General features: G+C 42.7%; 29 protein-coding genes. 7 read left to right on the top strand and 22 right to left on the bottom strand.

Annotated elements, in window-relative coordinates:
* Positions 1–35 precede the first annotated feature (35 nt).
* The 11 genes from B1A98_RS09690 to B1A98_RS09635 form a co-directional block, all read right to left on the bottom strand.
* Entirely contained in the window at positions 36–506 is a 471-nt protein-coding gene (locus B1A98_RS09690; RefSeq protein WP_063385023.1) for a DinB family protein, read from the bottom strand.
* 39 nt (positions 507–545) lie between these two features.
* Positions 546–980 carry a VOC family protein gene (locus tag B1A98_RS09685; protein WP_063385024.1) on the bottom strand — a complete coding sequence of 145 codons (435 nt, stop codon included), beginning with the start codon at positions 978–980 and terminating at the stop codon, positions 546–548.
* Between the two features lie 563 nt (positions 981–1,543).
* The gene (locus B1A98_RS09680) at positions 1,544–1,903 is read right to left on the bottom strand and encodes a DUF7674 family protein (RefSeq protein WP_063385025.1); all 360 of its coding nucleotides are present in this window, start codon (positions 1,901–1,903) and stop codon (positions 1,544–1,546) included.
* Between the two features lie 175 nt (positions 1,904–2,078).
* Entirely contained in the window at positions 2,079–2,597 is a 519-nt protein-coding gene (locus tag B1A98_RS09675) for a DUF2199 domain-containing protein (protein ID WP_063385026.1), read from the bottom strand.
* A 195-nt stretch (positions 2,598–2,792) separates the two neighbouring features.
* Positions 2,793–3,404 (bottom strand): C39 family peptidase, encoded by a 612-nt coding sequence (locus tag B1A98_RS09670; protein ID WP_082821752.1) that lies wholly within the window; start codon positions 3,402–3,404, stop codon positions 2,793–2,795.
* Between the two features lie 58 nt (positions 3,405–3,462).
* Entirely contained in the window at positions 3,463–4,689 is a 1,227-nt protein-coding gene (locus tag B1A98_RS09665) for an MFS transporter (protein ID WP_063385028.1), read from the bottom strand.
* A gap of 283 nt (positions 4,690–4,972) precedes the next feature.
* The gene (locus tag B1A98_RS09660) at positions 4,973–5,536 is read right to left on the bottom strand and encodes a hypothetical protein (protein WP_125474358.1); all 564 of its coding nucleotides are present in this window, start codon (positions 5,534–5,536) and stop codon (positions 4,973–4,975) included.
* Positions 5,537–5,717: 181 nt separating this feature from the next.
* Positions 5,718–6,425, bottom strand: a complete 708-nt coding sequence (locus B1A98_RS09655) for a potassium channel family protein (protein ID WP_063385030.1) — start codon at positions 6,423–6,425, stop codon at positions 5,718–5,720.
* A gap of 270 nt (positions 6,426–6,695) precedes the next feature.
* On the bottom strand, positions 6,696–7,916 hold the full coding sequence (locus tag B1A98_RS09650; protein ID WP_063385031.1) for an S-layer homology domain-containing protein: 1,221 nt from the start codon (positions 7,914–7,916) through the stop codon (positions 6,696–6,698).
* Between the two features lie 615 nt (positions 7,917–8,531).
* The gene (locus B1A98_RS09640; RefSeq protein WP_063385033.1) at positions 8,532–8,981 is read right to left on the bottom strand and encodes a GNAT family N-acetyltransferase; all 450 of its coding nucleotides are present in this window, start codon (positions 8,979–8,981) and stop codon (positions 8,532–8,534) included.
* A 37-nt stretch (positions 8,982–9,018) separates the two neighbouring features.
* Positions 9,019–10,464, bottom strand: coding sequence for an aminotransferase-like domain-containing protein (locus B1A98_RS09635; RefSeq protein ID WP_063385034.1), 1,446 nt, complete (start codon positions 10,462–10,464; stop codon positions 9,019–9,021).
* Positions 10,465–10,563: 99 nt separating this feature from the next.
* Between B1A98_RS09635 and B1A98_RS09630 the strand changes: the two genes are divergently transcribed.
* Together B1A98_RS09630 and B1A98_RS09625 are read left to right on the top strand one after the other, a co-directional pair.
* Positions 10,564–11,166 carry a LysE/ArgO family amino acid transporter gene (locus tag B1A98_RS09630; protein WP_063385035.1) on the top strand — a complete coding sequence of 201 codons (603 nt, stop codon included), beginning with the start codon at positions 10,564–10,566 and terminating at the stop codon, positions 11,164–11,166.
* A 147-nt stretch (positions 11,167–11,313) separates the two neighbouring features.
* Positions 11,314–11,712, top strand: a complete 399-nt coding sequence (locus B1A98_RS09625) for a DUF1259 domain-containing protein (RefSeq protein ID WP_082028085.1) — start codon at positions 11,314–11,316, stop codon at positions 11,710–11,712.
* A 60-nt stretch (positions 11,713–11,772) separates the two neighbouring features.
* Here B1A98_RS09625 and B1A98_RS09620 read toward each other — a convergent pair whose 3' ends face one another.
* Together B1A98_RS09620 and B1A98_RS09615 are read right to left on the bottom strand one after the other, a co-directional pair.
* Entirely contained in the window at positions 11,773–12,225 is a 453-nt protein-coding gene (locus tag B1A98_RS09620) for an SMI1/KNR4 family protein (RefSeq protein WP_063385036.1), read from the bottom strand.
* 53 nt (positions 12,226–12,278) lie between these two features.
* Entirely contained in the window at positions 12,279–12,719 is a 441-nt protein-coding gene (locus B1A98_RS09615) for a WapI family immunity protein (RefSeq protein ID WP_125474359.1), read from the bottom strand.
* A 194-nt stretch (positions 12,720–12,913) separates the two neighbouring features.
* On the opposite strand from B1A98_RS09615, the gene B1A98_RS09610 reads away from it, so the two are divergent.
* The 4 genes from B1A98_RS09610 to B1A98_RS09595 all read left to right on the top strand — a co-directional run bounded on the left by B1A98_RS09610 (position 12,914) and on the right by B1A98_RS09595 (position 16,108).
* Positions 12,914–13,513 (top strand): short chain dehydrogenase, encoded by a 600-nt coding sequence (locus tag B1A98_RS09610; RefSeq protein WP_041096044.1) that lies wholly within the window; start codon positions 12,914–12,916, stop codon positions 13,511–13,513.
* A 178-nt stretch (positions 13,514–13,691) separates the two neighbouring features.
* Positions 13,692–13,919: a FeoA family protein gene (locus B1A98_RS09605; RefSeq protein WP_041096045.1), complete on the top strand. Its 228-nt coding sequence runs from the start codon at positions 13,692–13,694 to the stop codon at positions 13,917–13,919.
* Complete coding sequence (feoB, locus tag B1A98_RS09600; protein ID WP_063385038.1) at positions 13,916–15,928, top strand: ferrous iron transport protein B; 2,013 nt, start codon at positions 13,916–13,918, stop codon at positions 15,926–15,928. The genes B1A98_RS09605 and feoB overlap by 4 nt, the downstream gene beginning before the upstream one ends.
* A 21-nt stretch (positions 15,929–15,949) precedes the next feature.
* The gene (locus B1A98_RS09595) at positions 15,950–16,108 is read left to right on the top strand and encodes a FeoB-associated Cys-rich membrane protein (protein ID WP_063385039.1); all 159 of its coding nucleotides are present in this window, start codon (positions 15,950–15,952) and stop codon (positions 16,106–16,108) included.
* An 87-nt stretch (positions 16,109–16,195) separates the two neighbouring features.
* Here the strand turns inward: B1A98_RS09595 and B1A98_RS09590 are convergent, their stop codons facing one another.
* A complete protein-coding gene (locus tag B1A98_RS09590; RefSeq protein WP_041096048.1) occupies positions 16,196–16,654 on the bottom strand; it encodes a divergent PAP2 family protein in 459 nt (152 codons plus the stop codon).
* Positions 16,655–16,993: 339 nt separating this feature from the next.
* Here B1A98_RS09590 and B1A98_RS09585 point away from each other — a divergent pair, with 339 nt between their 5' ends.
* A complete protein-coding gene (locus B1A98_RS09585) occupies positions 16,994–17,821 on the top strand; it encodes a glycerophosphodiester phosphodiesterase (protein ID WP_063385040.1) in 828 nt (275 codons plus the stop codon).
* A gap of 225 nt (positions 17,822–18,046) precedes the next feature.
* Here the strand turns inward: B1A98_RS09585 and B1A98_RS09580 are convergent, their stop codons facing one another.
* The 8 genes from B1A98_RS09580 to B1A98_RS09545 all read right to left on the bottom strand — a co-directional run bounded on the left by B1A98_RS09580 (position 18,047) and on the right by B1A98_RS09545 (position 26,012).
* A complete protein-coding gene (locus tag B1A98_RS09580; RefSeq protein WP_063385041.1) occupies positions 18,047–18,916 on the bottom strand; it encodes a GNAT family N-acetyltransferase in 870 nt (289 codons plus the stop codon).
* 53 nt (positions 18,917–18,969) lie between these two features.
* The gene (locus B1A98_RS09575; RefSeq protein ID WP_063385042.1) at positions 18,970–20,196 is read right to left on the bottom strand and encodes an MFS transporter; all 1,227 of its coding nucleotides are present in this window, start codon (positions 20,194–20,196) and stop codon (positions 18,970–18,972) included.
* A gap of 54 nt (positions 20,197–20,250) precedes the next feature.
* Complete coding sequence (locus tag B1A98_RS09570) at positions 20,251–20,742, bottom strand: GNAT family N-acetyltransferase (protein WP_063385151.1); 492 nt, start codon at positions 20,740–20,742, stop codon at positions 20,251–20,253.
* A 143-nt stretch (positions 20,743–20,885) separates the two neighbouring features.
* Positions 20,886–22,112, bottom strand: coding sequence for an MFS transporter (locus B1A98_RS09565; RefSeq protein WP_063385043.1), 1,227 nt, complete (start codon positions 22,110–22,112; stop codon positions 20,886–20,888).
* The gene (locus tag B1A98_RS09560) at positions 22,109–23,152 is read right to left on the bottom strand and encodes an ArsR/SmtB family transcription factor (RefSeq protein ID WP_063385044.1); all 1,044 of its coding nucleotides are present in this window, start codon (positions 23,150–23,152) and stop codon (positions 22,109–22,111) included. Before B1A98_RS09560 ends, B1A98_RS09565 begins: the two co-directional genes overlap by 4 nt.
* A gap of 127 nt (positions 23,153–23,279) precedes the next feature.
* Entirely contained in the window at positions 23,280–23,858 is a 579-nt protein-coding gene (locus tag B1A98_RS09555) for a YdhK family protein (RefSeq protein ID WP_063385045.1), read from the bottom strand.
* A gap of 100 nt (positions 23,859–23,958) precedes the next feature.
* On the bottom strand, positions 23,959–24,639 hold the full coding sequence (locus tag B1A98_RS09550) for a response regulator transcription factor (RefSeq protein ID WP_063385046.1): 681 nt from the start codon (positions 24,637–24,639) through the stop codon (positions 23,959–23,961).
* Positions 24,636–26,012, bottom strand: a complete 1,377-nt coding sequence (locus B1A98_RS09545) for a sensor histidine kinase (RefSeq protein WP_063385047.1) — start codon at positions 26,010–26,012, stop codon at positions 24,636–24,638. Before B1A98_RS09545 ends, B1A98_RS09550 begins: the two co-directional genes overlap by 4 nt.
* Positions 26,013–26,125 lie beyond the last annotated feature (113 nt).

The following is a 26,125-nucleotide window of genomic DNA, read 5'->3' as shown; positions in this document are numbered from 1 at the left end:
CGCTGAACACAGTCTATGTGCCTAAGCAGCTCCTGTTACTTCACTAAAGACAAGGCCTGTTTTATTTGCTCAAAGTGATGCAGATCATGCTCGGCCAGCCCCTTAAAGTATTCGTACAAAGATAAACTGGCGGTTCCGATTGTGTAGTTTACTTCCCAGCGGTCATCAGGCAGTTCATCAATGGCTTGATAAAGGGCTTTTCTTACAGAGACAAAGCGGCTGATGGTCTCTTGTTGTTGCTGTTGCCTGCTCATAGAAGCTGCCTGTGCATTGATTGCTTGAACGTCCAGGCTTTCTGGAAATTTGCATTCTGAGGACAAATAAGGCAAACGCTTCTGCAGCACAAACTCATCCCAAGGTGTGAAATGGCCTATAATTTCCGCTGCCGTCCATTTTCCTTCATTGATCGGAGCTCTCCAATCCTTTTCGCTTAGAGAGTGCAAGGACTGAACAAACGCTATCGAATCTAATTGATGCTGGAGAATTTCTTGCTTCCACTTATTCACTAAGCCACCTCCATACTGTGATAGCTTCTTTTTTAGAACCTAAAATGTATTTCGCATTTGACCTATAACATCATCGAAAGACTTTTCTCTGTTTATCCCCATTGAAAGGGTGATCAGGTATCCATCCGGATCTTTTAATACCAGCTCACGGGCGTTCCAAGGACGGTCAACAGGCCCCTCTACAATGATAGCATGAGCCCGGCTGGCGTTTTGGAAATAAACATCTACCTCTTTCACCGATAAGTTTAAGACGATTCCTTTCCCGTTAGCTTCCTTATCATGCGGCTCTGGAGCGGATACTAATAATATGTCCTGATACTTACTTCCGCGGATGTGGGCCATTATAGGCTGTCCATCTTTTCCCGGCCACTCAAACACCGATTTGAAATGAAGAACCTCTTTATACCAGGACAGAGAGTTCTCCATGTGACTGACAGACAGTTTAACAAACAAAGGCATAGGATAAAATTCCATTATGCTTCCCCTCCATAAGTAAGATACGTAAAAGATAAACGATTACGCAGCGGGAGGGTCAAGCAGTTGTTTTTTGAGCAGCTGGTCTCTGTTGTTAGGTTTTTCTGCGCTGAATTCCACGAAGCATGCAACGGCCATCACCTTTAATTGCGGGTTATTCAAAATAACCACCCAATGATTATAGGCAATAACTAACAGTTTTCCATCGTTCGATAAAGTGGCTTGACAATACTATGGAGGAAGCCTATTCCTGCTGGAAAGGGATAACTGTATCCTTTTTATCACTTTTGCTAAATCAGAACTTAATAGGCTCACTTCATGTCTATTGATCAGTATGTAAGTATCTGAAGAAGTATGAAAGAATGCCGCGTCCCAAGTGAGATTTTCCAAAGGGCGGATTACTCCCATAGAATAATCGGCTTCTCTTCCTCTCAATATCGAATACTCTTATTGAATTTTGTTTGAAAAGACAGGAGTCTTACTGCCTTTTATATACATATGTTTGCATTAAAAAATGAATAATAAAGTTGATGAATCCTTATTCAACTAAGGCGCCCAATCATTCAATACCTGCCCCAAAACTTTTCAATTTCATCTGAGGCTTTCCTTGTTTCAGCTCCCATATATTTATATGCAGTTTGTAATAATTTCTTGGAGTCGCCAAGCCGTGCGAGAATCGTAACACTTAATAAGTCTTTAACATCCTGATCACCTTGAGTTGCCATTCTCTCAAAGAAATGAAATAAATCTTTCATCTTCTCTATATCCTGCTCTTCACTAATTAATTCAATAAAATAATCATCACATTCACCAAAGAATACATGATTTAAAACTTCCCCATTAAATTCAATATGTTCCTGCAATAAAGGCTTATACTCCTTGAACTCCTCAGTAAAGTGCTTGGTTAAATCATTGTAATTCATTTTTTCCTCCAAGTTCTAAAACGTGTTTAATCATGATCGTTCTATGAAGGGGATCGATTCTCCTTCGTCACCTATCCTGCCCATTTGGTGGAAGCAGGATTTTTAAACAACTATATCATTAATTAAAAGCCGCTTGTGCCGCGCTCAAGAGCATACTGTGCAAAGTGTATCGTGCTTACTCCGCCATGCACAGCTCTTCGGCCATTTGCTTTATGCGCTCTACCATTATGCCTTCTCTTTGTTCTACGGCTAAGAGATGTTCAGTTGGCTCTAATTCAATAGAAGGACTGAATCCAACAGGACGAGTATGGACCCTTGTTTTTAAATTGATGGTTTCTGGATAACAGGGAAGGGCAGTGGATAACCAGCCGAACATCGGTTCCAGCTTCTGCTCCCTTCCCTCTGTTTCCCAATAGTCTATAGTTTGATGAAAGTTGTTTTCACTTAATGATACCCAAACGTCCCAAATAAATGGTCCTTCTCCATCTACTACAGGAATTTCAATGCATCCGCGAACAAAAAAATACTCCTCATCAATGATGCAGAGATCTTCGTTCATCTCTATTCTTTCCTCTTGTTCCTCTAATGGTATCTCATAACAATAGTCAGGAACTGGTCGTCCGTAGCTCATTGGAAGTTCATTATGATAGTTTCCACAGCATCGGCATGTATACCCTTGTTGATAATGACTCATTATATCTCCTCCTCAAGAACGTTACTTTACAAAATTAGTCTAGCATGAAAACAGGCGGTTAGATTCATTGACGGTGTTGAACGATCTTTATAACATAAGCAAAAAAGAGACAAGAATATACGCCGAATAGAAGAATGTTCCTTATCTCTTTTTTTGTAAAAGGTGCTGTTAGCTTCTCTGATGGAAGTTTACTAACTACCCTAATTGAATCAAAATCCCCCGCTGAGCATAAAAACGTGCAAAAACTGCCTCGTTTAGACGAACCTGTTCCTGGCTGGCACGCGTATCTCCTGAGGGGTTATGAAAGATGACTTCCCGGCGCTCTTTGTCCCGCCCAAAAACGTACACCAGGTGCCCTCCCGGATGAGGAGGGATTTTCTCCGGGGTTCGTATGCTTGGATGAACAGAAGCAATAAATACATGCCCCTGCTCCAGCCACCTGCACACGTCTTCTACCGGCGTATGCTCCTTTACCTCCGCCTGCAGCCCAAATACATCCGCAATAAATCGGACAAAGGGGCGATAAATTAATCCTTTAATCGCCCCATCTTCATTGACAACGTAGCCGCCGTATTCCCGGCATTCTTTCATAAGGGCAATGGTGGGGATTACTTGTTTTCTTTGCTGGGCAAGAAGCATTTTCAAACAGGCCATTCCGCACATATGCGGACTCCATTCTGCGTATTCGTCCGGATCGGAGGCACCAGATAGATGCCATAAAGGATCGTCTGAAGGATGCAGCTTTCCTGATAAAAAGGCTGAAACTAAGTCGCGGGATTCCCACTGGGCAAAATAAGGAACGGTCATTGTCTGGATTCTCCTCTCCCTACATCCGCCGATTCATCGGCTTTGAGAATGCGGTGTGTTATTCTTTTCTTGGTTTAGCATGGTCAAAAAGCTCCTGCCTGTTAACGAAAGCCAGCAAAAAAGAAGCGAGAAAAAGAGCGGTTGCCATTAAAAAAGTGATACGGACGCCGTAACGTTCAGTGATAAATCCCAATAACAGCGAGGAAATGCCGAAAGCTCCATAAATTAATGTGCCTCTTGCGGAATACACCTTCGCCAGCAGCCCTTCCCTTGCGTTTTGTTGGATAAGGGTCACTTCTGCGACATCACGCGCCATTTGCGGCAGCCCATAGAGCAAAGATACGAACAAGGCGAACCCGGCCAGAGAGGTCATGCCGAACAACAAAGTAAGGGCGGTTAAGCAAAGCGAAGACCACATAACCGTCTGGCCCAAACGGCTCTTTAACGCTTGCGAATAACGGTAAACGAGCACTCCGCCGATGAGCATTCCGCCAAAGAACGACGCATTGATCATTCCCCACCAAACCTCTGTTTTGTGAAGCGCCTGCTCTACATATATAAATAAAATAGCCGCAATCCATACACCGCTTGCCAACGTTTCCAATACGTTCATCAAGCTGATCGTCCGTAATGGCTTCGTCTTCCAGATAAGGTGCCAGCCTTCTTTTACCGCTGCTAATTTAGAGGTTGTTTCCCGCTGTTTGTGAATCGTTTGATCCTTGATAAAGAACATCAGCAGGGAAGAAAGAATAAACAAGCTCCAAGTGAACCAAAGAAGAACGGGGCCTCCCCACAGAATGAAAAATAAGCTGCCGATCGGCCAAGCAATTAACTGGGTGATTTGGTCGGAAATCGCTAAGAGACTATTGGCTTTGATTAGCTTCTCCTCTTTTACAAGATTAGGAACGAGCGCGTTTCGTGCAGGCGAAGCCCATCCATCCAAAAAAGAAATGCCTGCAATGAGCACGTACAACAACCAAATCATTTCTTGTTCAAGCGGCAGAGCAAATAAGCATAAAACCAACAGCAAAACCGTTTTCCCAAGCTGGGAGTAAAACAAAATCGGCTTTAATGGATATTGATCAATGACGGTCGGCGCCAAGATGCCGCTTACAAGAGCGGTCATCGTAATCACAAACGGCACAAGAGACATAAAAGTAACCGACTGGGTCACCTTATACACCATCGTTAGTAAACTGACAGTATATAAAACATCCCCAAGGTTCGCCAGCATTTGCCCAACCCAAAGAAAACGAAAGGAGGTTTCGTTTTTGTATGAAGACATAGATATCCCTCACCTCTTATTTATTTTTTATGATTTTTAAGAGTAAGGGATCTTTCTACATCGGATAGCCTCCTGTCAATGAAAGGAATATGTATTGGAGCTCAAGAAAGAAAAAAGGAGAGTACAGCAACGTATAAAGCAAGAAGTGTCTGTTTGTCTACTGTTATCTTTCTCTTTCTGTAATATATTACCACAAAAGAAGCGGCGTGTATTTATCTTTAGCTGATTATAAAAAAATGGGCTCTTCCGCGTTTCTTTTTAAGTTGTCACAGATAGCGGCTGGTTACTTTGCCTGTTTCTGCATCCATTCCTTGTATTCAAGCTCTGTATATTCGTCTGTTTTCACAATGGTCCAATGGTTGTTTTTGAGCTTTAGGGAGATTTCTATTAATACTTCCCCTCCAGCTTCGTCAAAGTCATTGCTTATATAGTTAATGCCGCCATGAACAAGGACAATTGCTTCTTCCTCATTCACGGTTTTAACTTTCATCCGTTCATGACTTTCAATGCTGTAATTGGCATCTATCCACTTCCTGCCGTTATTTAACGACTCTACTTCATCCTTCTCAACGTTTATCCCTTTTTGATGATCCTTATTTACTTTTAAATCCGGGTACTTATTCCACAAAACAGTAATGTCATTCTGCTGCACCGCCTGCGTGCGGTAATACATATACTGCAGGATCAGTTTGTTATATTTTACCCAATCCGATGGTTCTGGCTCAGCAAAGCCTTTGTCAGTCTCCTCCCTATTCTGGCCGGCTGTATTCTCTGTGTACTGCTGGCAGCCAAATAAAGAACAGATCATCATAATCAGTATGATGCCCGAAAGATAGTTCTTCATCATATCCCCCTTATCAATGTAACAAGGCTGTTTCAGCCTCTCTTCTAGACAAGTATAATGGAAAGTGAAGGTGAGTTAAATATTTACTTTTATGTAAAAAGTGAGGTGGAAATAAAAAAAGGGCTATTTTATAAGCCCTTCATCTCTGCTGCTACAAGCTGCCCGCTTCACGAAAGAAGCTTCTCTATTGTTGTTCCCGCTGCTTTCTTTTCAAATGCATTTGAATGAGTTCGATATCTTCAACTGATAAATCATCCGTATCCTCTATTGCCTGGATGACCCGAAAGACTTGTTTGTCGTGAGAGCCTTTGCTTCTCTTGCTGAAATAACTTGTAATGGCTGAAGTAAATGTCCCGATAATTCCTATCCCAACAAACATTAAGATAACCGCTAGAAACCGCCCAAGCGGAGTAGAGGGCGAAATGTCTCCATACCCCACGGTTGTGGTTGTTACAATTGCCCACCATAGGGCATCTGCATAGGAATGGATGGACGGCTCTACCAGCACAATAGGGATTGGAATGATAAACAATAGGATAATAGCAACAATAAATAATTTATCCAACCCATTGGTTTTGAAAATTTTATAAATGGGCGTCAAATAGTGCGAACCGATGCCCAACAGGCGTACAACCCGAAAAAAACGGATAAACCGGGCAGTTCGGAAAAAAGCATCAAACGGGATAATGGCGATGAACTCTAGCGGATGCTTTTTGATGTACTGCCATTTATTTTTTGATCGCAGCAAGCGGATCGTATAATCTAGAACGAAAATAAGCCAAATAATTTGGTCATACATTAAAAGCTTCTTGTCATTCGAAAATGCAAAGAAGATCGATATAATGACAAGAAAGAACATTACTATTTCGTATGCCAGTACATAATTCTTCAAACACACCAACTCCTGTAAATTCCGCGTCAAATCAGGGAATCTTCAAATAGCCTGCGCCAACGGTCACTTTCTATTCATCTGATCTGATCGTTATAGTTCTTTAGGCATATTATATACTCTCCTGCATGCTTTTTTCATTATAAACAAAAAAATCCTCCTGGAAGAGGACTTTTTAAGCAGCCTGCCGTTCCTTGACGCTTTAAGGAAAAAAGCAGCTAAAAGGAACGCTCTTCCTTCTAACTGCTTGATGTTGACCTGTCCAGGCAATTTTCACTTTAACGTAGTCATGCCCTTTTCTTCCATGCGTTGGAAGAATGCCGAAATTTGAGCGCGAGTAAGCGGTTCGTTAAAATGATAGTCTTCAAATGTTTTTGCCCCTGTTTTTCCCTCTGAAAGATGATGATTGTACATAAATCCGACAGCAGAATAGGGCCCGTACGGTGCACCTTGAGAAGCGGCAATGACCTGTGCCAATTGTCCGCGTGTGACCGTGCTGTTTTTGCCAGCATCTGTAGAGTACCCTTTCAATGGGAGGTGATACGGTTTAAAGAAATCATAGTACTGCTGTGCCCGATGTCCGTACGTTGCGCCTGGTTTAAATCCAAAATATTTGGCCGCAATCACAGTTAAATCGGACTCTTTCAGCAAAGAAAGGGGTTGGAAACGTCCATCCTGAAAGCCCTGAATAAGCCCGGTGCGGAAAGCCCAAGTGATATTTCCGCGCGCCCAGTGATCCTTCCGCACATCACGAAATGCAGGATATAGCCAGTTTTCCAGCTTCCAATGCAGCCTTCTTGGATCGTAGCTTAGCTCTGGTGTCCCTCCTGATGTTAAAAAGAAAACACTTCTCATATGCCATCTTGTTTCCTCATCAAGCGGGATTCCGTTCACAAACCCATTTTGTGAAAATACATTGGTTTCACCAATCTTCAGCATATCTACAGGCAGTTGTTTATACCAATCTTCAGAATCCGTCATTGAAAATTCATAGATAGTTGTGCCTTGTGGTATTAAGAAATCTTCATTTATCCATAGATTCCCAACCAAATCTGTTGCTTTTGGCTGGCCAAAATGGAAATAGCCATATTGATTGTCCTTATCCCAAATATCTTTAAAAGCATGGTTTCGCAGCGTTCTCCAAAGCATCGAGCCGTTTTCTGCATCAATGGCTGCCCCTTTTTCCTTTGAAGTATAGGCAGCATAAAAACCGTCTTTTGAAATAATCATATAATCTTTTGTATTGTACGGGCGCGCGATCATGTAATTATCTGTTTTCTCATAAATTTTGCTGAAGCCATATTTCATGTTATTGAAATCAACTGGCTTATGAGTATGCGTATACACAGCAATTCCTGCGCGTTCCCGCAAAATATTGTACACATCAGGCGTCACTTCCCACTCTGGCTTTGAGGAGGGCGTTTCTGCCGCGAATGCAAAGCTTGGGAATAGTAAAGAAAGCGATAAACAAAACAAAATTAACGTCTTTTTCAATTATATCTTCTCCTTGTAGCAAGCTTATTTCATTCTACTTGCTTTGCCGAAAAAATGTAATAGTTATTTTTGTATCGGTTCACTCAAACGCTTACAGATGATCATAATGTAGAATGATAGACATAAAAAACACTTTAATGCGGGAACATTCAAGCGGCTCCAGGCTATTGACGATACGGCGAGACATCCCCCTGCCTCCTGCCAGTAACAGCTCAGGGAGAGAGCCGAGTTAATTTGCTTTCCGCTTCACAGTAATAATATTGATCCAAGTAACGATGGGGATAAAAAGCAATAAGCTTGTGATTCCTAAACTATTAAACAGCCCAGCTACTTCTTTATGAAATGTTCGGGCGTCTATTTTATATAATATATCTGAGGTCCCGCCTAACATGATTGTATTTATCAATAGAGCACAAAACATTACTTGGTTTTGATTCCATTTTTTGATAAGTCGAACGCAAATAAAGGAAGAAGCTGTTAAGGAACACAAAATAATAAGGACAAAAAAGAGAGTCAAAAAACATTCCTCCTGCCTATCTCTCGATTAGCTATTGTCTATCATTATCGCAATAAAGAAGCTTCTTTTATTTATATGCTTGGATAGCTGGACGAACATTACCTCTTTATCCATTCATATTGAATATCAGGCAGGTTTTCTTCATTTTCATGTCCCTTCGCTATGATTCTAAACCCATTTTTTTCATAAAACCGTTGGGCATTTTCGTTTATTTCAAATGTATATAGTGTTAACCGGCCGTCCGCTTGTGCCTTGGCTTTATTAAGCAATAGTTGCCCAATGCCCATTTTTTGATAATTTACGTGGATATACAGTTGGTTGATTTCCCTGGCATTATAAGCAATCATGCCAACTACGTGTTCATCCATCAAAGCTAATTCGACCTGATGCTGTTCAGGCAATAGGTGATTTAAAAAGTAAATATGGTTTTCAAAGCTGTGCATGTCTTTTTGCCCGATGGCTTTTTCTTTGCTGTCTCTCCACATTTTGACTGTCTGTTCTGCATATTCCGGTTGGTAATCAATGACTTTGATGTGTGGGGAATTCATCTAATCCCTCCCTTGTGTTTTTCAAACCGATGGTCTCTCAGAACCGGTTGTCCTCTCTGTCGCCTGGCTGAATCAGGTTTCGCAAAATGTTTAGTCCTTGCTTTAAGTCCTCCAGTGAAGCATAGGCGTAAGAAAGACGGATATGCTGCAAATCACTCGGCTCATAAATATAGCCTGGATTGATCAAAACGTTATGGTGAAGCAAATTTAGGAATAAGGCTTTGTTGACAACCGGCTGTTGGAATTTGAGCCAGATGTAAAAGCCGCCTTCAGATGTTTTCCATGTCGCCATGTTCTTAAATGTCTGTTCTAATAATTCTTCTGTAAATCGGGCTCTTCTTTTCAACTGTTCACGAAGATCGATTAGATGTTTTTCGTATAATCCTGACGAGATCCAGTGTGCAGCGATTTCTTGCGAAAATGCGCTGGAACCGTAATCTGTTTGCATTTTAATATCTGCCAACCGCTCAATGACAGGTGAAGGCGCCACAACCCAGCCAATCCGCAGCCCTGGACTTAGGGTTTTAGATATGCTGCCGATATACAATACTTGCCCGGAAGTGTCCCATGATTTGATGGCAGGCGCCGGTTTTTCGAATAACAGTTCATGATATACATCATCTTCAATAATCGGAATTTGCAGCTCCCTGCATGTGTCGTATAATGTTTTCTTCTCTTCTGCCGGCCAATTGCAGCCGGTTGGATTGTGCAAGGTTGGTATGCAGTAGAATAAAGATTGTCTTTTTCTTTTATATGCCCGCAGGTTGTCGGCTAAATGATGATTTCTTGATATCGAGACCATGCGCATACCGGCCGATTGAAAAGGATGTACAGAGTTTAAATATGAAGGCGGTTCGTGAAAGATGGTCGATCCTTCTTCCAATAATCCGACGGCGATTAATTGCAAGGCTTGCAGGGCACCCGAAACAATTAATATATTGTCTGGTGTTGTATAAATGCCCCGCTTTTTTAAATGCTGGCATAAGATTCCGCGAAGCTTTTCGCTGCCTTTAGGCGATGAATAGCCGATTGCCTTTGAATCCAGGCTAATTTGTGCCAGCGATTGTTCAATTTGTCGAGTCGGGAGTAATTCCGGCGCAAGTTCGCCTGTCCCTAGACGGATGACCTCTTCCTTTTGTTCGTATTCATTGATTAACTGGATCGTGTGATAGTTTGGTTTATGAAGGCTTGATTCAATATGGTGCTGCCAATTCGGCTGTGACTTGTTCAATAGGACGTTCCATGAATTATTCGTTACAAATACGCCGGATCCCACCTTAGATTCAATTAAGCCGTCCGCTCTTAATTCATCAAATGCCAGTTGGACCGTGCTCCGATTAACATGAAATTGAGCGGCCAGTTGCCGCTGGGGTGGCAGCTTTGTTCCGACTGTCCAATCCCCCCGCTCAATATGAGTTTTGATCCAATCGATAATTTGTTCACGGACAGTCAAGTGGGACTGGCGGTTTGGTTTCCACTTCATACGATCCTCTCCTAAATTGGGTGGATAAGAAACCATCCAATTGGTTGTTTTCTTTTAGTTGTAGCATAGTACGATAAAGATGGAAAGGGAGTTGAGGATATGGAAGCTATTCTTCATGGCATCATTTTGGCCTTCGGTCTTATTCTGCCGTTAGGTGTGCAAAATGTATTTATATTTTCGCAAGGAGCAACACAGCCCAGGCTTATTCGAGCTCTTCCGGCAACTATTACAGCTGCATTATGTGATACATTGCTCATTTTGTTAGCCGTTTTCGGATTGTCCGTGATCGTCTTGCAGTTTGAATGGCTCCGTCTTGCTCTAATGGTAGCCGGCATTTTATTTTTACTGTACATGGGATGGGTGATCTGGCGGTCGAAGCCAACCACAAATGAACCAACTAATGCCTTGCCGATTCGCCAGCAAGTGGTCTTTGCTTCTACGGTTTCCTTGTTGAACCCCCACGCCATTTTAGATACAGTCGGTGTGATCGGGACGAGCGCTTTAAAATACAATGGAACGGAGCAGCTCTTTTTTACGCTGGCATGTATTGCGGTTTCGTGGATTTGGTTTTTGGGTTTAACTTTTGCTGGAGCAGTGATGAAAAAGCTGGATGGGACAGGAAGTATAATGACTGTTTTTCAAAAAAGCTCGGCTCTGTTTATTTGGGTAACGGCTATTTATCTATTTACCGGCTTGGTTTAATGCACAAAACAGCCCTTCATGCAGAAGGCCTGTTTTGTGTGTCTATGAAAATACAAAAGAAGCTTCATTTTTTGTGTACTTGTCCAGACAAGCTTGTTGACTGCTGCATATAGTATAGCATAAGAGAAGAAAGGAGGAATATTTAGGATGTCACGTAACATGTCAGCTTGTGAAAGACTTGCAGCGATTATCGGAGGAACAGTGATTGCTACCTCTCCCGCTTGTGTTGTTCAGCGTCTTCGAAATATTGAAGCTACGATTCTCGGCCGCCGCACTCGCTCCCCTTTAGCCCTTCCTTTTGCCCTATCCTTTGAAAATAGCAGAAATGGCGAAACGCTTAATCTCGGAGAAACAGTTATCCTTCAAGAAGAAATCAATCCGTTTTTAACAGCTTTACGGGAAAGAGGCATCAAGGTCACAGCTGTTCACAATCATTGGCTCTTTGATCAACCGCGCTTAATGTACATGCACTGGGAAAATGTTGGAGATCCATTTGAATTTGCGAGAAACAGTATTGAAGCAGCCAGACAAGCGCGCTTACTTTAACGACTAGCCAGCCGAGACGCTTATAAGCGTCTCGGCTGGCTTCTTATGTGAAAACCGACATCATTCTTCTTCCCACTGGCACAGCCCCTCAAGAAATATAGAGAAATTAGGCGCTAACTCAATCACTGTCTCGCCGTCATCCTCAATGAGAATAACAGGAGGATTTTCGCTGGTTCTTCTGTAATCCAGCGCAATCCACGTATGGCCGTCTCCTGAAATGAGGACAATATTTTTGGGAAGTCCCCATTCCTCTATTAAATATCCAGTTTCCAAGATACCGCCTTCTCCAATGCCTTTCAGATGATCTACATGAATATGATCGTCCGCCCAGGATGTTGGCACACTTGTTGGATAGGAGTCATACAGCAGGTACCCGCCATTTTGTTCTCTTAAAGTATCGATATAGCTTTCGGGAAGCTTGACTTGAAGGATCTCCTCCGCTTTTGCCACTGCCTCATCCGTCAGCCGCTCCTGTTGGCTCTCGTTGTCTATCTGCCAGATGCTTTTGTTCATTTGATTTTCTTCCCCTCTCTTTTTATTTACAGTTTTTTGGAGAAAACCCCCAACTATCGCTCCTCTATGACTGGAAAGGACGAGAGAATAGTATGCAACTGCCTAATTAAGCTGGTTAAATAAGATTGATCCGAGTTAAATTCAAATTGGAGAACTGCCCCATCTCCAGGTGGATAACATGTCTCTGCCTCCCATAAAATTCTCCCCAAATGGTCTATCGTGCCTTTCATGCAAATCGCCCCTTCTATATGCTTGAAAGCGGCGGTTCCTTCCAGATTTTCATGCATAACTGCTAATTCGTCAGCGAAATCTGCCAACTCATCTGTCCGTAGCTCACAAGTAAATTGTGCAACATATCCCGGAATCGTTATATGTACAACAGACGTTATCCAATTTTTGTCCCAGTTATTTGTGCTGTCGGGATAACTTCTCTCCAGCACTTCAATCTCGATCTTTGTCTTCTCTCCTAACAGGGAAACGTTCAACTTTCTCAACCCTTCCATTTTATAGGGTGTGAATTATCTCACAAACTCCCTTTTTTGTGTATAATTAGCAAATTAATTATAGCGCATCTTAATGCTCCTTGTCATAGCTGGAAAAATCCATGCAAACTGCTTTCAAAGTTTCCCATAGAAGATTTATACTGTTCTATATACCTTATTTTATATTTAGTTGAGGAGCGTAAAAGATGAGAATTCTTATTGTTGGAGCGAGCGGCACCATTGGCCGGGCTGTAGTCGGAAAACTAGAGAAACATCATGAAGTCATTTGTGCCGGGCGCAGCAGCGGCGATGTTTTTGTTGATATTACTTCTGTTGACAGCATCCAAGCGATGTATGAAAAAGTCGGAAAGGTAGATGCTGTGGTAAGTGCAACGGGAAAGGCGCATTTTGGTCCTCTGTCGGAGCTGACGCCTGAGTTAAATGGAATTGGCATTGAAAGCAAGCTCAAGGGGCAAATTCATTTAGTGCTAGCAGGAATGGATTATGTCAATGACGGAGGCAGCTTCACTTTAACCACTGGCATTATGATGGACGACCCGATTCTTCAAGGTGCTTCTGCGGCAATGGCGAATGGCGGAGTAAAAGCGTTTGTAAAAGCTGCCGCTATTGAACTGCCGCGAGGAATCCGCATCAATAGTGTCAGTCCAAATGTCATTCAAGAATCACTTGATAAATACGGCGCCTTTTTCCCAGGCTTTGAAGCTGTGCCTGTTCAGCGTGTAGCGCTTGCCTATCAGAAAAGCATCGAAGGCGCACAAACCGGACAAAATTATGAGGTGTATTAACAAGTCAGATCCCTCTGCCCGATTAGATCGATCCGGCCGGCATGTTTTAAATAATAGTCATTATTTATATATAAATTCGTTTTTGCATAGGAAAGGAAAATGATATAATTGAGAAAAATAATCATTATCCAACGCACAGATCATAGTGTCTGTTTATAGATGGCTGGAGGGAATTAACGTGGTTCTTTCAGAATTAGGTCGGGGAGAAAAAGCAAAGATTGTAGATTTATCCAACATAGATCAAATGGTTAAAAGGAGATTGCTGGATTTCGGTATTATGGAAGGAATCGAAGTGCAGTTAAAACAACGGATGCCGTTTAAAGGTCCTTTCATGCTTGATTATTGCGGACAATGCCTGGGAATCCGCCATCAAGAAGCTGCCCGGATAGAGATTAAACGAGTATGATGCACATTGCTCTGCTTGGTAATCCGAATACCGGAAAAACTTCTTTATTTAATAATTTAACCGGGTCCTACGAGTATGTTGGAAACTGGAGCGGTGTTACCGTTGAAAAGAAAGTAGGAGCACTGAAAAATAAAACAGGACAGCTTATTGATCTTCCAGGCATTTATACCTTGAATCCGTTATCGAAAGATGAAGGAGTCGTGTCCAACTTTTTTCTCCATGATTCGTTTGATGGGATCGTCAACATTGTAGACGCCTCCCAATTGGAAAGAAATTTAGTTTTAACTTTGCAGCTGCTTGAATTCGGAAAGCCGATTATTCTTGGATTAAACATGACGGATGTGGCAAAAAGCCGCGGCATTTATGTAAATGAGCAAAAGCTTTCAGCGGCGCTTCATGTGCCGGTTGTGCCGATTGTGGCGAGAACAGGCCAGGGATGCAAGCTGTTAAATGAGCAGCTCCTCAGCTTGCAAAGTAAAAAACAAGCGCCGCTTGTTTTGGATTATGGGGTGGCTTTAGAAAAAGGAATTGCTCAATTAATTGCTGACATGCCGCAAGAGCTGACGGAACATTTGCCTCCCCGCTGGCTGGCCTTGCAGTTTTTTGAAGGAAACAAAAATGTATGGGAGCATCTATCCGTCTTTATGGCTGATGATGCCCTCACAAAAGTATACGAAGAGACAGAGAGAAATGTTCAGAAAGAAGAAAATGCAGATACTTTATCTCAACGGATATACAGAGTCAGACGGACATATATTCAATCGATTGTTGAACAAGCTGTTGATCAGCAGACAGCCGGGGCAGCCACTTTAACAGATCGGATTGATGCGATTGTCACAAATAAAGTGTTCGGTCTGCCGATCTTTTTGTTATGCATGCTTTTGTTATTTAAGCTAACATTTGATTGGCTTGGCACCCCGCTTTCCGATCTCTTAGATGCTTTTTTCTCAGGCCCGCTCACCGATGGGCTCGCTTTTGTTCTAGGAAAAGCCGGGGCATCCTCTTTCATTCAGTCACTTGTGCTTGACGGAATTGTTGCCGGTGTCGGCGGCGTATTGGTATTTATGCCGCAAATTTTTATTTTATTTTTCTTCATCTCTCTTCTTGAGGATTCGGGCTATATGGCTCGGGTGGCCTTAGTGATGGATAAGATTATGGAATCGGTCGGGTTAAATGGGAAAGTATTTATCCCGATGATTATCGGCTTTGGCTGCAATGTGCCGGGAATTATGGCCGCCAGAACGATTGAGCAGCCCAAAGAACGATTATTGACCATTCTTTTGACGCCTTTAATGTCTTGTTCGGCTCGGCTGCCGGTCTATGCTTTGTTTGTGGGCGCATTTTTTGTGGAATACCAGACCATCGTTGTTTTTTCATTGTACTTATTAGGCATTGCGATGGCTCTTCTATTGGCTAAGCTGTTTTCCATGACGATTTTAAAAGAGGAACAGTCTGTGTTTGTTATCGAGCTTCCTCCTTATCGCCTCCCTCAATCAAAGGCGCTGTTTCGCAGCACATGGGATAAGGGCAAAGGATTTATTAAAAAAGCCGGTACATTTATCTTTGGCGGCTCCGTCATTATCTGGCTGCTGACGTATGCGGGTCCTCAGGGCTTGAATGTAGATATGGATAACAGCTTCCTTGCCGCCATTGGCGGATGGGTTGCGCCGCTTCTTGCGCCGCTCGGCTTTGGCACTTGGCAAGCTGGGGCTGCGCTCATTACCGGATTTTTGGCAAAGGAAGTCGTTGTCTCGAGCATGAATATCATTTACCACGTTCCTGATGTTGATTCTTTGCAGGGACTGATGGCAACAGAATTTACGCCGCTGTCTGCGTTCACTTTTATGGTTTTTGTCCTTTTGTATGTGCCTTGCCTTGCGACAGTCGGAACGATCCGCAAAGAAACCGGTTCAGCTAAATGGACTTATTTCTCGATCGTTTACGCATTAATCTTAGCATACAGCTTGTCTTTTATTATTTATCAAGGAGGCAAGCTGCTAGGCTTTTAACCACCTGGGAGGAATGCATCTATGTTAGTCAATATCGTGATCGGAGCTCTGATCTTTGGTTATGCAGGCTGGACTCTCTTTCGCTATATTAAGAAAAGCAAAGAAGGAAAATGCGCCGCTTGTTCCTTGAAGGATAGCTGTCAAAGTGATTGCGGAAATGATTCAAGTTCAAGAAAATGATCATTTGTTTCCCTAGTAAGAAAAGGAGCTGCTTGCATCAGCTCCTTTTCGATTTGTTTTCACGCAACCTCCCTATGTACAAGGAGGTTATTTTTTGGATAAACGATAGCCGGCTGTTCCAATCGCTGCTCCCAGCAATGCGCCTCCAATTACTTCACCCGGCTTATGGCCCAGCACCTCTTTTAATGGATCAGGCACTTTTTCCTCATATTTTACAGGGTCATCTTCTTTAATTTTGTCCACTAATTCATCCAAATCGTTTACCTTTAAAGTAAGCTCTCCCGTTTGCCGGCGAATCCCTTGTGCGTCATACATGACAATCAGTCCGAAAACAACGGATAAGGCAAAATCAATAGTCGATACCCCTTTTTTCAAAGCAATATAAGTAGCCAGCGAAGAGACACCGGCGGAATGAGAGCTCGGCATCCCTCCTGTCGCCAAAAATTGTTCCGGCTTCCACTCCTTTTTCTTCATGTAATGAAGTGGTATTTTTAATGCTTGGGCAATTCCTATACTTGTTAATGCAATGCTAATTCCTCTATTCAAATGGCTCACCTCCGTATTATTTTGAAAACAATGGTTTGTTTTTATTCTCTTCGAATGGTATTAAGCACCGATTTGATCTTCTCTTATGATAGTTCTCTTTTTTGATGAAGTATAAACAATAAAAAAATAAAAATAGTCTGAGGGTCTTTCAAGGGTTCTTAGATACTGTTTTGTTTTTTACTAATTTGAATTTTGCACATAAATCTTCTTTCATTGTGAAGATTGTTTCAGCAAATTTCGCCAAAAGTTGAACGTTTTTTACATCTGCTTAATTTTGGCTAAACATTCCTCCGCTACCATTAATCTCGTATCAAATATCTGTACATAGGAGATGAAGACATGAAAAAAAATGTATGGTTAGGAGCAGGACTGGCTTTCACTTTAATGCTCAGTCCGTTTCAGCAAGCTTTTGCCGCCGGTACAAACGGAGAACGCAAGCAGGTGGACAATGTGGCCCATCGCGGTGCCTCCGGTTATGCGCCGGAGAACACCCTTGCCGCTTTTGATAAGGCGGTAGACATGAAAGCGGATTATATTGAAATTGATGTCCAGCAAAGCAAAGACAATGAATTAGTTGTTATCCATGACACAACAGTGGACAGAACAACAGACGGCACGGGCAAAGTAAAGGATTTGACGTTTGAACAACTGCGCGCCTTAGATGCCGGCAGCTTCAAAGGCGAACAATTTAAAGGAGAAAAAATCCCTTCTTTTGATGAAGTGCTAGACCGTTATCATGGAAAAATAGGCATTTTAATCGAATTAAAAGCACCAGAGTTATATCCCGGCATAGAGGAAAATGTGGCAAAAGAATTAAAAGAACGCCATCTTGACCGTCCGCAAAATGAAAAAATCATTATTCAATCCTTTAATTTTGAATCTATGAAAAAAACGGATGCTCTTCTTCCGAAGGTTCCTATTGGCGTGCTGACCTCCTCTAAAGCCCAGGCAACTGAACAGTCTTTAAAAGAGTTTTCCGCCTATGCAGATTACTTTAACCCAAGCTACGGAATTGTCACAAAGGAGATGGTAGGGCAAGTCCATAGCTTGGGAATGAAAATTTCTTCATGGACTGTGCGCAGCCAAGAAGCGGCTGATTTTCTATTAGATATGGACGTTGATGCTATTATTACCGATTATCCGGACTATGTGGACCCGAGAAAATAAATTTCTTTCCTCTTAACGCCGAAAAGAACCTGTACAACAGCACAGGTTCTTTTCGGTTGAATGATATTTTCTCACACAATCGTGTACATATTTATATCGTTTTCGTTAAACGATATAAGACCATTCCGCCATTACTTTGTACAGAAAGCTTAGAAGCCTATAACGAAAACATAGGGTTCGAAAAATTTTCAATTGATCTGTTAAAAAAACGGACTGTTAAATCTCCTATCCGAAAATTTGCGCCGCAATCCCATAGAGATGCCCATTTCTCTCCGGCAAGGAATTAGCATGAAGGATCATCACTGGCGGTTTGCTGACTTCTTCAAATCCTGCCCCCTTTAATAATTCAATAAATGTCTGATTATTTGTTGGGATGTCCATTCTCAGCTCGCCTTTATGACTGCGCGCTAACTGATCAACCAGATAAAGCGCAGATCTGTCATCGGGAGCGACAATAGGACCTAATGTTAAATAAACGGGGCCTAATACAGAAAGGCCGTAGCCGACGATTTGGCCTGCGGGATCTTTTAAGACTGCAGCTTCGTGAGATTGCTCTATTCTGTTCACAAGAAACCTCTTTCTTGCCTCCCCAAAAGCGGATTGATCAATCGCCGCAATGCGATCGATCTCGCTCCTTGTCAAGCTGCCCAACTGATAAGAGTCCCGAAAAGATGGATTAAAACACCTAGAATAACGGCCAATCATTTTGTGCACATGCCCCACTTCTTTAAATCCTATCTTCTCATATAAAGGCTGGCCCTCCGGTGTAGCAATGAGCATAATCGCCGTGTCCGCCGGCACTTGATCGATACATGACTGAACAGCCTTTTTTCCAAGCCCCCGCCCTCTGTATTTATCATTCACAATCACCATGCCGAGCGAAGCTGATGCTGTATCATAAGGGATAATTGCTGCACTGGAGACCACTTCTCCCTTTTCATTCTTGTGCCCCATTACTACACCCGATGACAAAATAGTTTTGAGCTCTTCTGTGTGATAATCCCAGCCGACCGACTTTGACAGTGCAATCAGCTCCGGGATATCCCGCGCATGAAGCCCTGTTATTGGAAGCTCTTTCGTTCCCGATGTATCCATTGGTTCTCTCCTTTACATATTAAGTGTTTTCCCGAGGGCATCAACTGCCCGCTTCAACACTTGACACCCTTCTTTTCAGTAAGCACTCTTTCCTTTTTAAACGCACGCACAGCAAAAGTGAAAGAAATAAAATAAAGAAAAAAGGCGAAATAATAGACATAAACGACTCCGAGCGTGTCTGCAATCAAGCCCGTCAGACATACGGAAATAGCAAAGGTCAAGTAGTACAGGTTATCTTTGGCAGCGTACAGTTTAGATAACCTGTCCCGCGGAACTACTTTTTGTATATATGTTTGCTGGCATATATCTCTTAATTGATAAAACGGTCCCATAACAACCACTAAAGCAAGGGCTAACCAAGGGGTTGCATTCATTGCATAGACCAGCACCAGAAGACTGATCGCAAAAGAACCAATCAGGATGCCTCTAATTAAGTGTTTTTCCATTTTTCCGGCATAAGCTGCCATCCAAACGCCCCCAGCTATGCTGCCGGCATAGTAGGCCGTATTAATATAGCCCCACCATTCCTCTCCCTCATCTAACACCTCACTCACAAAAGCTAATGAGATGGCGCCAATCCAAATGCCCGAAGCAACTCCTTCTAGCAGATCCATCAGCGTAATGGTTCTCATCTGTTTGGCAGCAGCAAACAGAAACGACCATCCTTCTTTTATAACTTCGGTTTTCGGCCGCTTCTGTGTTTTTGTCACTCTTTGGGTTTTGAACTGCAAGGAACAAACGAATGATAAGAAAAAAAGAACGATGCTGGCTGTTAACACCGGTGCACTTCCGTAATAGCTAACAGCTGCCGCGCCCAAAGACCATCCAAGCAGTGCAAATGACTGATCTGCAGCAGTAATCAGACTATTCGCCTTGCCGGTTTGCCCGTCCGCGACCATTTCAGGAATTAGCGCAAGCCGGCAAGGAGCAGCAAAACCATCAGCAAAGCCGGTAATGCTGATGAATAAATAGATCTCCAATAAAGCCGGGAATGGCTCTGTTCCGATTGTCTGGATGATCCCCAAAACGATTATGGATAAAATAGACTGCAGGAGTAAGGATGAGGCCAACAGCTTCCCCAGCGGAAACTTCTCGGCGGCCAATGGAAAAACAAAGGTGCTGGCAAGCTTGCCGGCAGCATGAGCCAGCATAATAAACGCAGCCAGAATGGCCGAGTCCGTCAACAAAAACAGGCTCACCGTGAGCGTCATCGTGTAAAGAGAAAAAGCAAGCTTGCCAAAAGAAATACTGCACCATAAAAAATAAAAATATTTATTCATGATCCATCGTACTCACCTGTCATAAAGATTGAAAAAGCAAGCCCTTCTATCATTTTATAACTTCATTTGAAAAATAAATTGCTCCCCGTTCATTCCCATAGAACGGACTCCGTGATCCTTAAATCCCCCCGCTTGGTAGACGTGCTGCGCTGCTTTGTTTAAATGGTTCACGGCCAGGATAATTTCATTTTTATCTGGAAAATTTTCTTTTACAAATAAAGGAAGCAGTTTGATGGATGTTTTGGCTATCCCTCTGCCTTGTAAATGTTCATGAATCGAGTAGGCTCTTAAAAGAATGGCATGTACATTCTCACTGTACGGCTCTACACCTTTCCCTTCATGAAGGACAAAGAAGCCAGCGGGCGTTTGATTGTAAAGAATGACGACAGGATAACGCTCTTCGTCTCGTTCGCATGCTAATAACGCCTCCGACGGCAACGCCGTATACTTTTTCTGCTCTTTTGATAAATGGTAATATTCCAACTTTTCACTATATTCCGGTTTATAGAACTCTAATGTGATGATCTCTTTTCGAACAGTTGTCATGAACAACGGCCCCCCTTCTGAAAAGAACATACATTCCCTCCCTGTTTTATTGTAAATATTTTCTTGATATGATTCAAGCAGATTTTTCAAAAAGATTCCCAGCCAGAATTCAGGGTGCCCGCCATTATCACAAAAAAAGCCAGCTAATTTATTTCCCTGCCTGAATTTTTGGGCAAGCTTTTGCGAGTATGTAAAAGTGAAAGAACGAAATAAAACAATCCCGGCAAGACGATGACTAGGCCAACGGCTGCATACACTTGGCGTATAGGCAAACCGAAAAATGAGGAAGAGGCAAACAATATTCCCAAGGGCATAGTCGCCCGCAAAAAAAGCAGCCGCACAGCACTTAATTGAGCCAAGCGTCCTCTAGGCGCCTCCTGCTGAAAAATGGCCGCACTTTGAGCGTTAAAGAAAGGAAACAATACTCCTCCAAGCAGTTCACATATCGAGGCAGCAAAAGTTGAAGGGGCAAAAGCCAGAAGCACAAATGAAAGTCCTCCCCCGGTTAAGCCGAGGCACATCATCCAATCAGTCTTTTTCAGTTTTGTAAGCAGAAGCGAACCAATGGCATAACCGACTGGAAATGCTCCGGAAAAGATGGCATATTCCCAAGGCTGGCCATTCAATTCCTCCCGAATAAAAGGAACAGCCAAGACCATGGCAGCACCGACTGCAAACTGCACCGCAGAGGAAAGAACAGAAAGACACAAAAGGCGCGGGTATTGAAAAAACGACCGGTACCCCTCCTTCATCTCTGACCACCAAAACTTTCTTGTCCAAATAACTGCTTCCTGTTCATGTGTCTCTGACATACGTGAAAGGGCAAAAAAACTAATAAGGAACATCACCGCAGACAATCCATATATGAAATGAGCAGGACTGACAAGCAAAAGCAAGGCAGTAGCTCCTGGGGCAAGAAAGCTCATCAGGCGAATCGCTCCATCTAACAAGGCATTTGCTTCTGTTAGCTCCTTTTCCTGACAAATGTCAGGAAGAAGCGAAAAAGACAAGCTGGCATAAATCGGCTGCATGATCCCTAACAAGCCTTGCAACACGATTAATGCTAAAACAACTCCTGTTTCGGTGCCAATGAAGAAAGCGGTTAACGGAAGAAGATAAGCGCCAACCCGAATCAACTGGATTGTTCGAAGCAGCTTTGATTTTCTTACATAATTCAGAAAAGGGGCACTGATGCTTTGAAACATTAAAGAAGGAAGAAAATAAACAAGCCAAAGCACACCCATCCATTCTTTGGAACCCGTCAATTCAAACAACAACAGGCCGTTGATGATGCCTCCTGCCGCTCCGCCAAATTCCGAGATGATTTCCCCAAACCACAAGGCTTTAAAAGAAGCTGATTGCCTTTTCATCGATCCATTCCAAGATAATCCGCAAGCTGTCCGGAAAAATCCCTTACTTGCGATAAATTAGCTGAATAAATGCCCTTTTCCACACGAATAAACTTTGCAGATTTCAAAATGGAAAGCTGATGATGAAGCGTAGTTTTCGATATATGAAACTGCCTGCTCATCTCCTGAAGCGACAACGGCCCTTTGAATAGCTCGTAAAGCAATTTCAAGCGAAGTTCATCTCCAAGCGCCTTATGCCCGCGAACCAATGCGTTTGGCGGAACACCCGGCTCCAGCAAGGCTTCCTCCTTTAACGGGTAAAAGAAAAGTTTAGTATCCGGCGTGCGCTGTTCCAAAATCCATGGACGATAAGAAACGTGCGGAATGAATTTAATCGTCCAGATGGAAGGTTCAGGAGTATAATTCACGCCATCTGTTATCCGTTTCATTTCCTCAATGGGCTTTTCTTTGTCCAATAAACAAGATTGTTTTTGTTCAAAAGCCAATGCCTGCATCCACTTGTCCCATTCTTCCTGCCGGCTCATCCATTCGTGCCATCCCGTCAATACATCACGAAACAATTCGCCGATTTCCTGAAAGGAATACTGTGAGAGATGACGAGTATATGCCGCCAAGTAATCATGTCCTTCGAAACACGCTGCATACTCTTCAAATAACCCCATGTTTTCATATTGTGCAGCCGCGGCTTTTCGCAGAGGCTCATCATGACGGCTGCTGTAAGGCAGGAGCACCTCATAAAACTGAGTCGTCGATATTTCTGAAAGACATACTAAAAAATCTGAAATAGATGAAGCAGAAAACTGATTTTGGAGCATAATCAATCCGTACCAAAAATTAGTTTGTTCTATTGTTTTTAAATTTTTGGTTAATGCTGACGGCATCGACTTCTGTTGTACTTTCCATCTTTCATCTAATTCGAATGTGTGCCGAAGCTGGGTATGGGTATAGCCTGCAATGCCGAGAATAACCTCCCAAACAGGCGAAAACTCGACCTGCAGCGAAACATTTTCTGTCGGCTCTGAAGAATAGAGATTTTTCATATAACTGCCCCCTTTGTTCATAATTCTAAAATATCAGAATTCAAAATTCAATATATATCGAATTAATTTCCTCAAAAAAGAACTTATCTATCATCTAGATAAGTTCTTCCTCTTTCTTTTATAAAAATCATTTCACGGCTGACAGTTCACTTTCAGTGACCCATTTATGATTTTTTACTTTTTCTTCATTTGTTGTTGATACATAATCCACCATGTAAACCGTTGTTTTTTCGGATGATTCAATCTCCGCCTCGGCTCCTTTCATTCCAGGCATATGATCTGCTTCCAGTGTCACTTTTGTTCCAGGCTCCAGGACATTGCTGCCGGCTTCTTTTATTTCCTCCTGGATCACCCATTTATGGTCTTCCACCTTTTTTCCGCCAGTTGTTGGCGTATATGAAACGACATAAGCAACCGTATCATACGCTCCTGAGATGGTTGCTTTTGCTCCTTTCATCCCAGGCATATGCTCCGTCTCAAGAATGGCTTGACTTCCAACCGGATACGTTGGGCTATCTTGTTCCTTTAATCCTTCCGGCACTTCTCCTGAGCTGGAATGATCCATCTCCCCATGATCCATTTCCTCCATATGTTCTGCTGGCTCTTTCGGTTCCGGACTCTTTTTGCTTTCCTCCTTGTCGTTTGAACAAGCGCCTAATATGAACAAAAGGGCAGCGACTAAAAGAATCAATGTTTTTTTCAGCATATAACTCTCCTCCTTTTATCTTCATTCCCTATCATAGCAAGGAATTTTGCAGAAAATATGGAGGCGGACCGGGAAAATCTAAACTTCTGTCCGCGGGCTGCTATTCACTTTTGCTGATCCATTTGTAGCCTACTCCCCAAACAGTAGAAAGATATTGATCAATCGGAAAGCCTGCTTGCCGCAGCTTCTCGCGAATATTTCTGACATGGGAATCAATGGTTCGGTCTTCGGTAAAAGCTTCATCTCCCCAAATGCTTTCAAGCAAATTCGGCCGGGAAAATACTTTATTCTGGTTGCGGAGCAATAGCCCGAGCAAAGAAAATTCTTTTGGGGTGACCTGAATGGTTTCCCCCTGGTAGATAAGCTCATGGGCCTCTCCATCCCATAACAGCCCGTCGCACTCCATTTGCTCTTGCTGTGAACTTTTGACCCTTCTGAGAATCGTTTGAATTCTTGCAAGCAATTCTGCCTCATCAAATGGTTTTGTGATATAGTCATCCGCCCCTGTTTTCAACCCTTTTACTACATCTGTTTTTTCATTTCTAGCCGTCAGCATAATGATGGGCACATCGGAAAACTCTCTAATCCGCCGGCATGTTTCCCATCCGTCTAGTTCAGGCATCATAATATCTAATAAAATTAAATCTGCTCCATTGTGTTTCATATGAGCAATCGCTTCTCTGCCTGAGCTTGCTTTGACGCAATGATAGCTTGGCGATAAATAGATCTTTAACAAATCAAGCATCCGCACTTCATCATCTACAAGCAGTATAGTCTTCACTCTTTTTCCTCCTTCAGCCAAATCACAAATACGGTTCCTTTATTCCTTTCACTTTTCACCTCTATCCTGCCCCCATGCGCCTCCACTAGTTCTTTCACAATCGACAGTCCTAGGCCCGTCCCGCCTAAATGTCTTGAGCGGGATTTGTCCACCCGGTAAAAACGATCAAAAACAAAAGGAAGATCTTCCTGCGGGATACCAGCCCCTTCATCTCGGATGGCGATGAACACTTCCCCCTTTTCCTGCTGGGCAATAACACTTGTTTGCGTATGCGGATCCGAGTATTTAATCGCATTATCCAATAAATTAAAGAGAATTTGTTCGAACCTCACAGGATCAATCATGACATACAGCGTTTCGTTACAGTTCATATCAAGCCTTATTTCTTTTTCTTGAAAAGCCGGCATCATTTTTTCATACACTGTTGCTAAATAAGAAGAAAGGTGTATGTTCGTCCGTTGGATAATAAAGGCATGGCGGTCTAGTTTAGCCAGGTCGAACAAATCCTTCATCATAGCAGATAGCCGCTCTGATTCTTCATAAATAATTTGAAGATAATGCTCCCGATCTGCTTCCTCTATACTCTTTCTTCGCGCTACGTCTGCGTAGCCCTTTATATAAGTCAAAGGCGTGCGCAATTCATGAGAAATGCTGGATAAAAACTCATTTCTTTGCTCTTTTAAACGCTTTAAGTCTTGGGCAAGAATCGTGATAGATCGTGACAGCTCTCCCAATTCATCGTCCCCCCTGTCCGGCAGCTGAACCGAAAAATCACCTTTGCTCAGCTTTTCTGTCGCTTGCTTCATTTGAATAAGGGGAGTCGTTAAAGCCTTTGAAAGAAACAGATTCGTTATAATTAATAAGATGAACATGACAGCAGCAGCAAATAGAAGGTGCTGGTTTAATTTCGAAATCAGCTGCTGGATTTGATCTGTGCTTTTAAACATATACACATAGCCGCTCTGATTTTGGCCGGCTGTATAAGGGCTGACGGTAGAAATATATTTTTCGTTTTTCCAGCGGCTTTCGAGAATCATGCCGCCGCGAGGGATATCCTTCAGCTTTTTCGAGACAATCTTTTTCTCTCCTGCATCTACTTTGGAAGAGCTGATCAGAATTTTTTGAGCGTTGTCTGTAATAATCACTTCGGTATCAGCTTTCAATTCCATTAAAGCAATATGATGCAGCGTTTCAGCGTGAAACGAATCCTCCAGTACTTCCCTATGACTATTCCCCCTCGCAAGCAAAGCATCCAGCTCTTCTTCCACCCTGCTTTCCACGAGGCCGGTATGCAAAACAAAAAACAGGCAGACTTGAATCATCAACATGACAAAAAAGAACCAGAGACCCAGCTTCAAAGTAATTTTGTTCATTGGCACCACCGCTTTTCCAGTTACTATCTCTATCATACTGAATAAATAACAAAAATTTGTGCAGTTTTTAAGGAATTTTCTCCTCAATGATTCGGCTGATTAGTTGTTAACGC

Origin of the sequence: Pseudobacillus badius (assembly GCF_002189605.1) — a bacterium.
GTDB lineage: Bacteria > Bacillota > Bacilli > Bacillales > Domibacillaceae > Pseudobacillus > Pseudobacillus badius.
The sequence above is the reverse complement of the archived record's forward strand: the minus strand, read 5'-3'. Positions and strand labels throughout refer to the sequence as shown.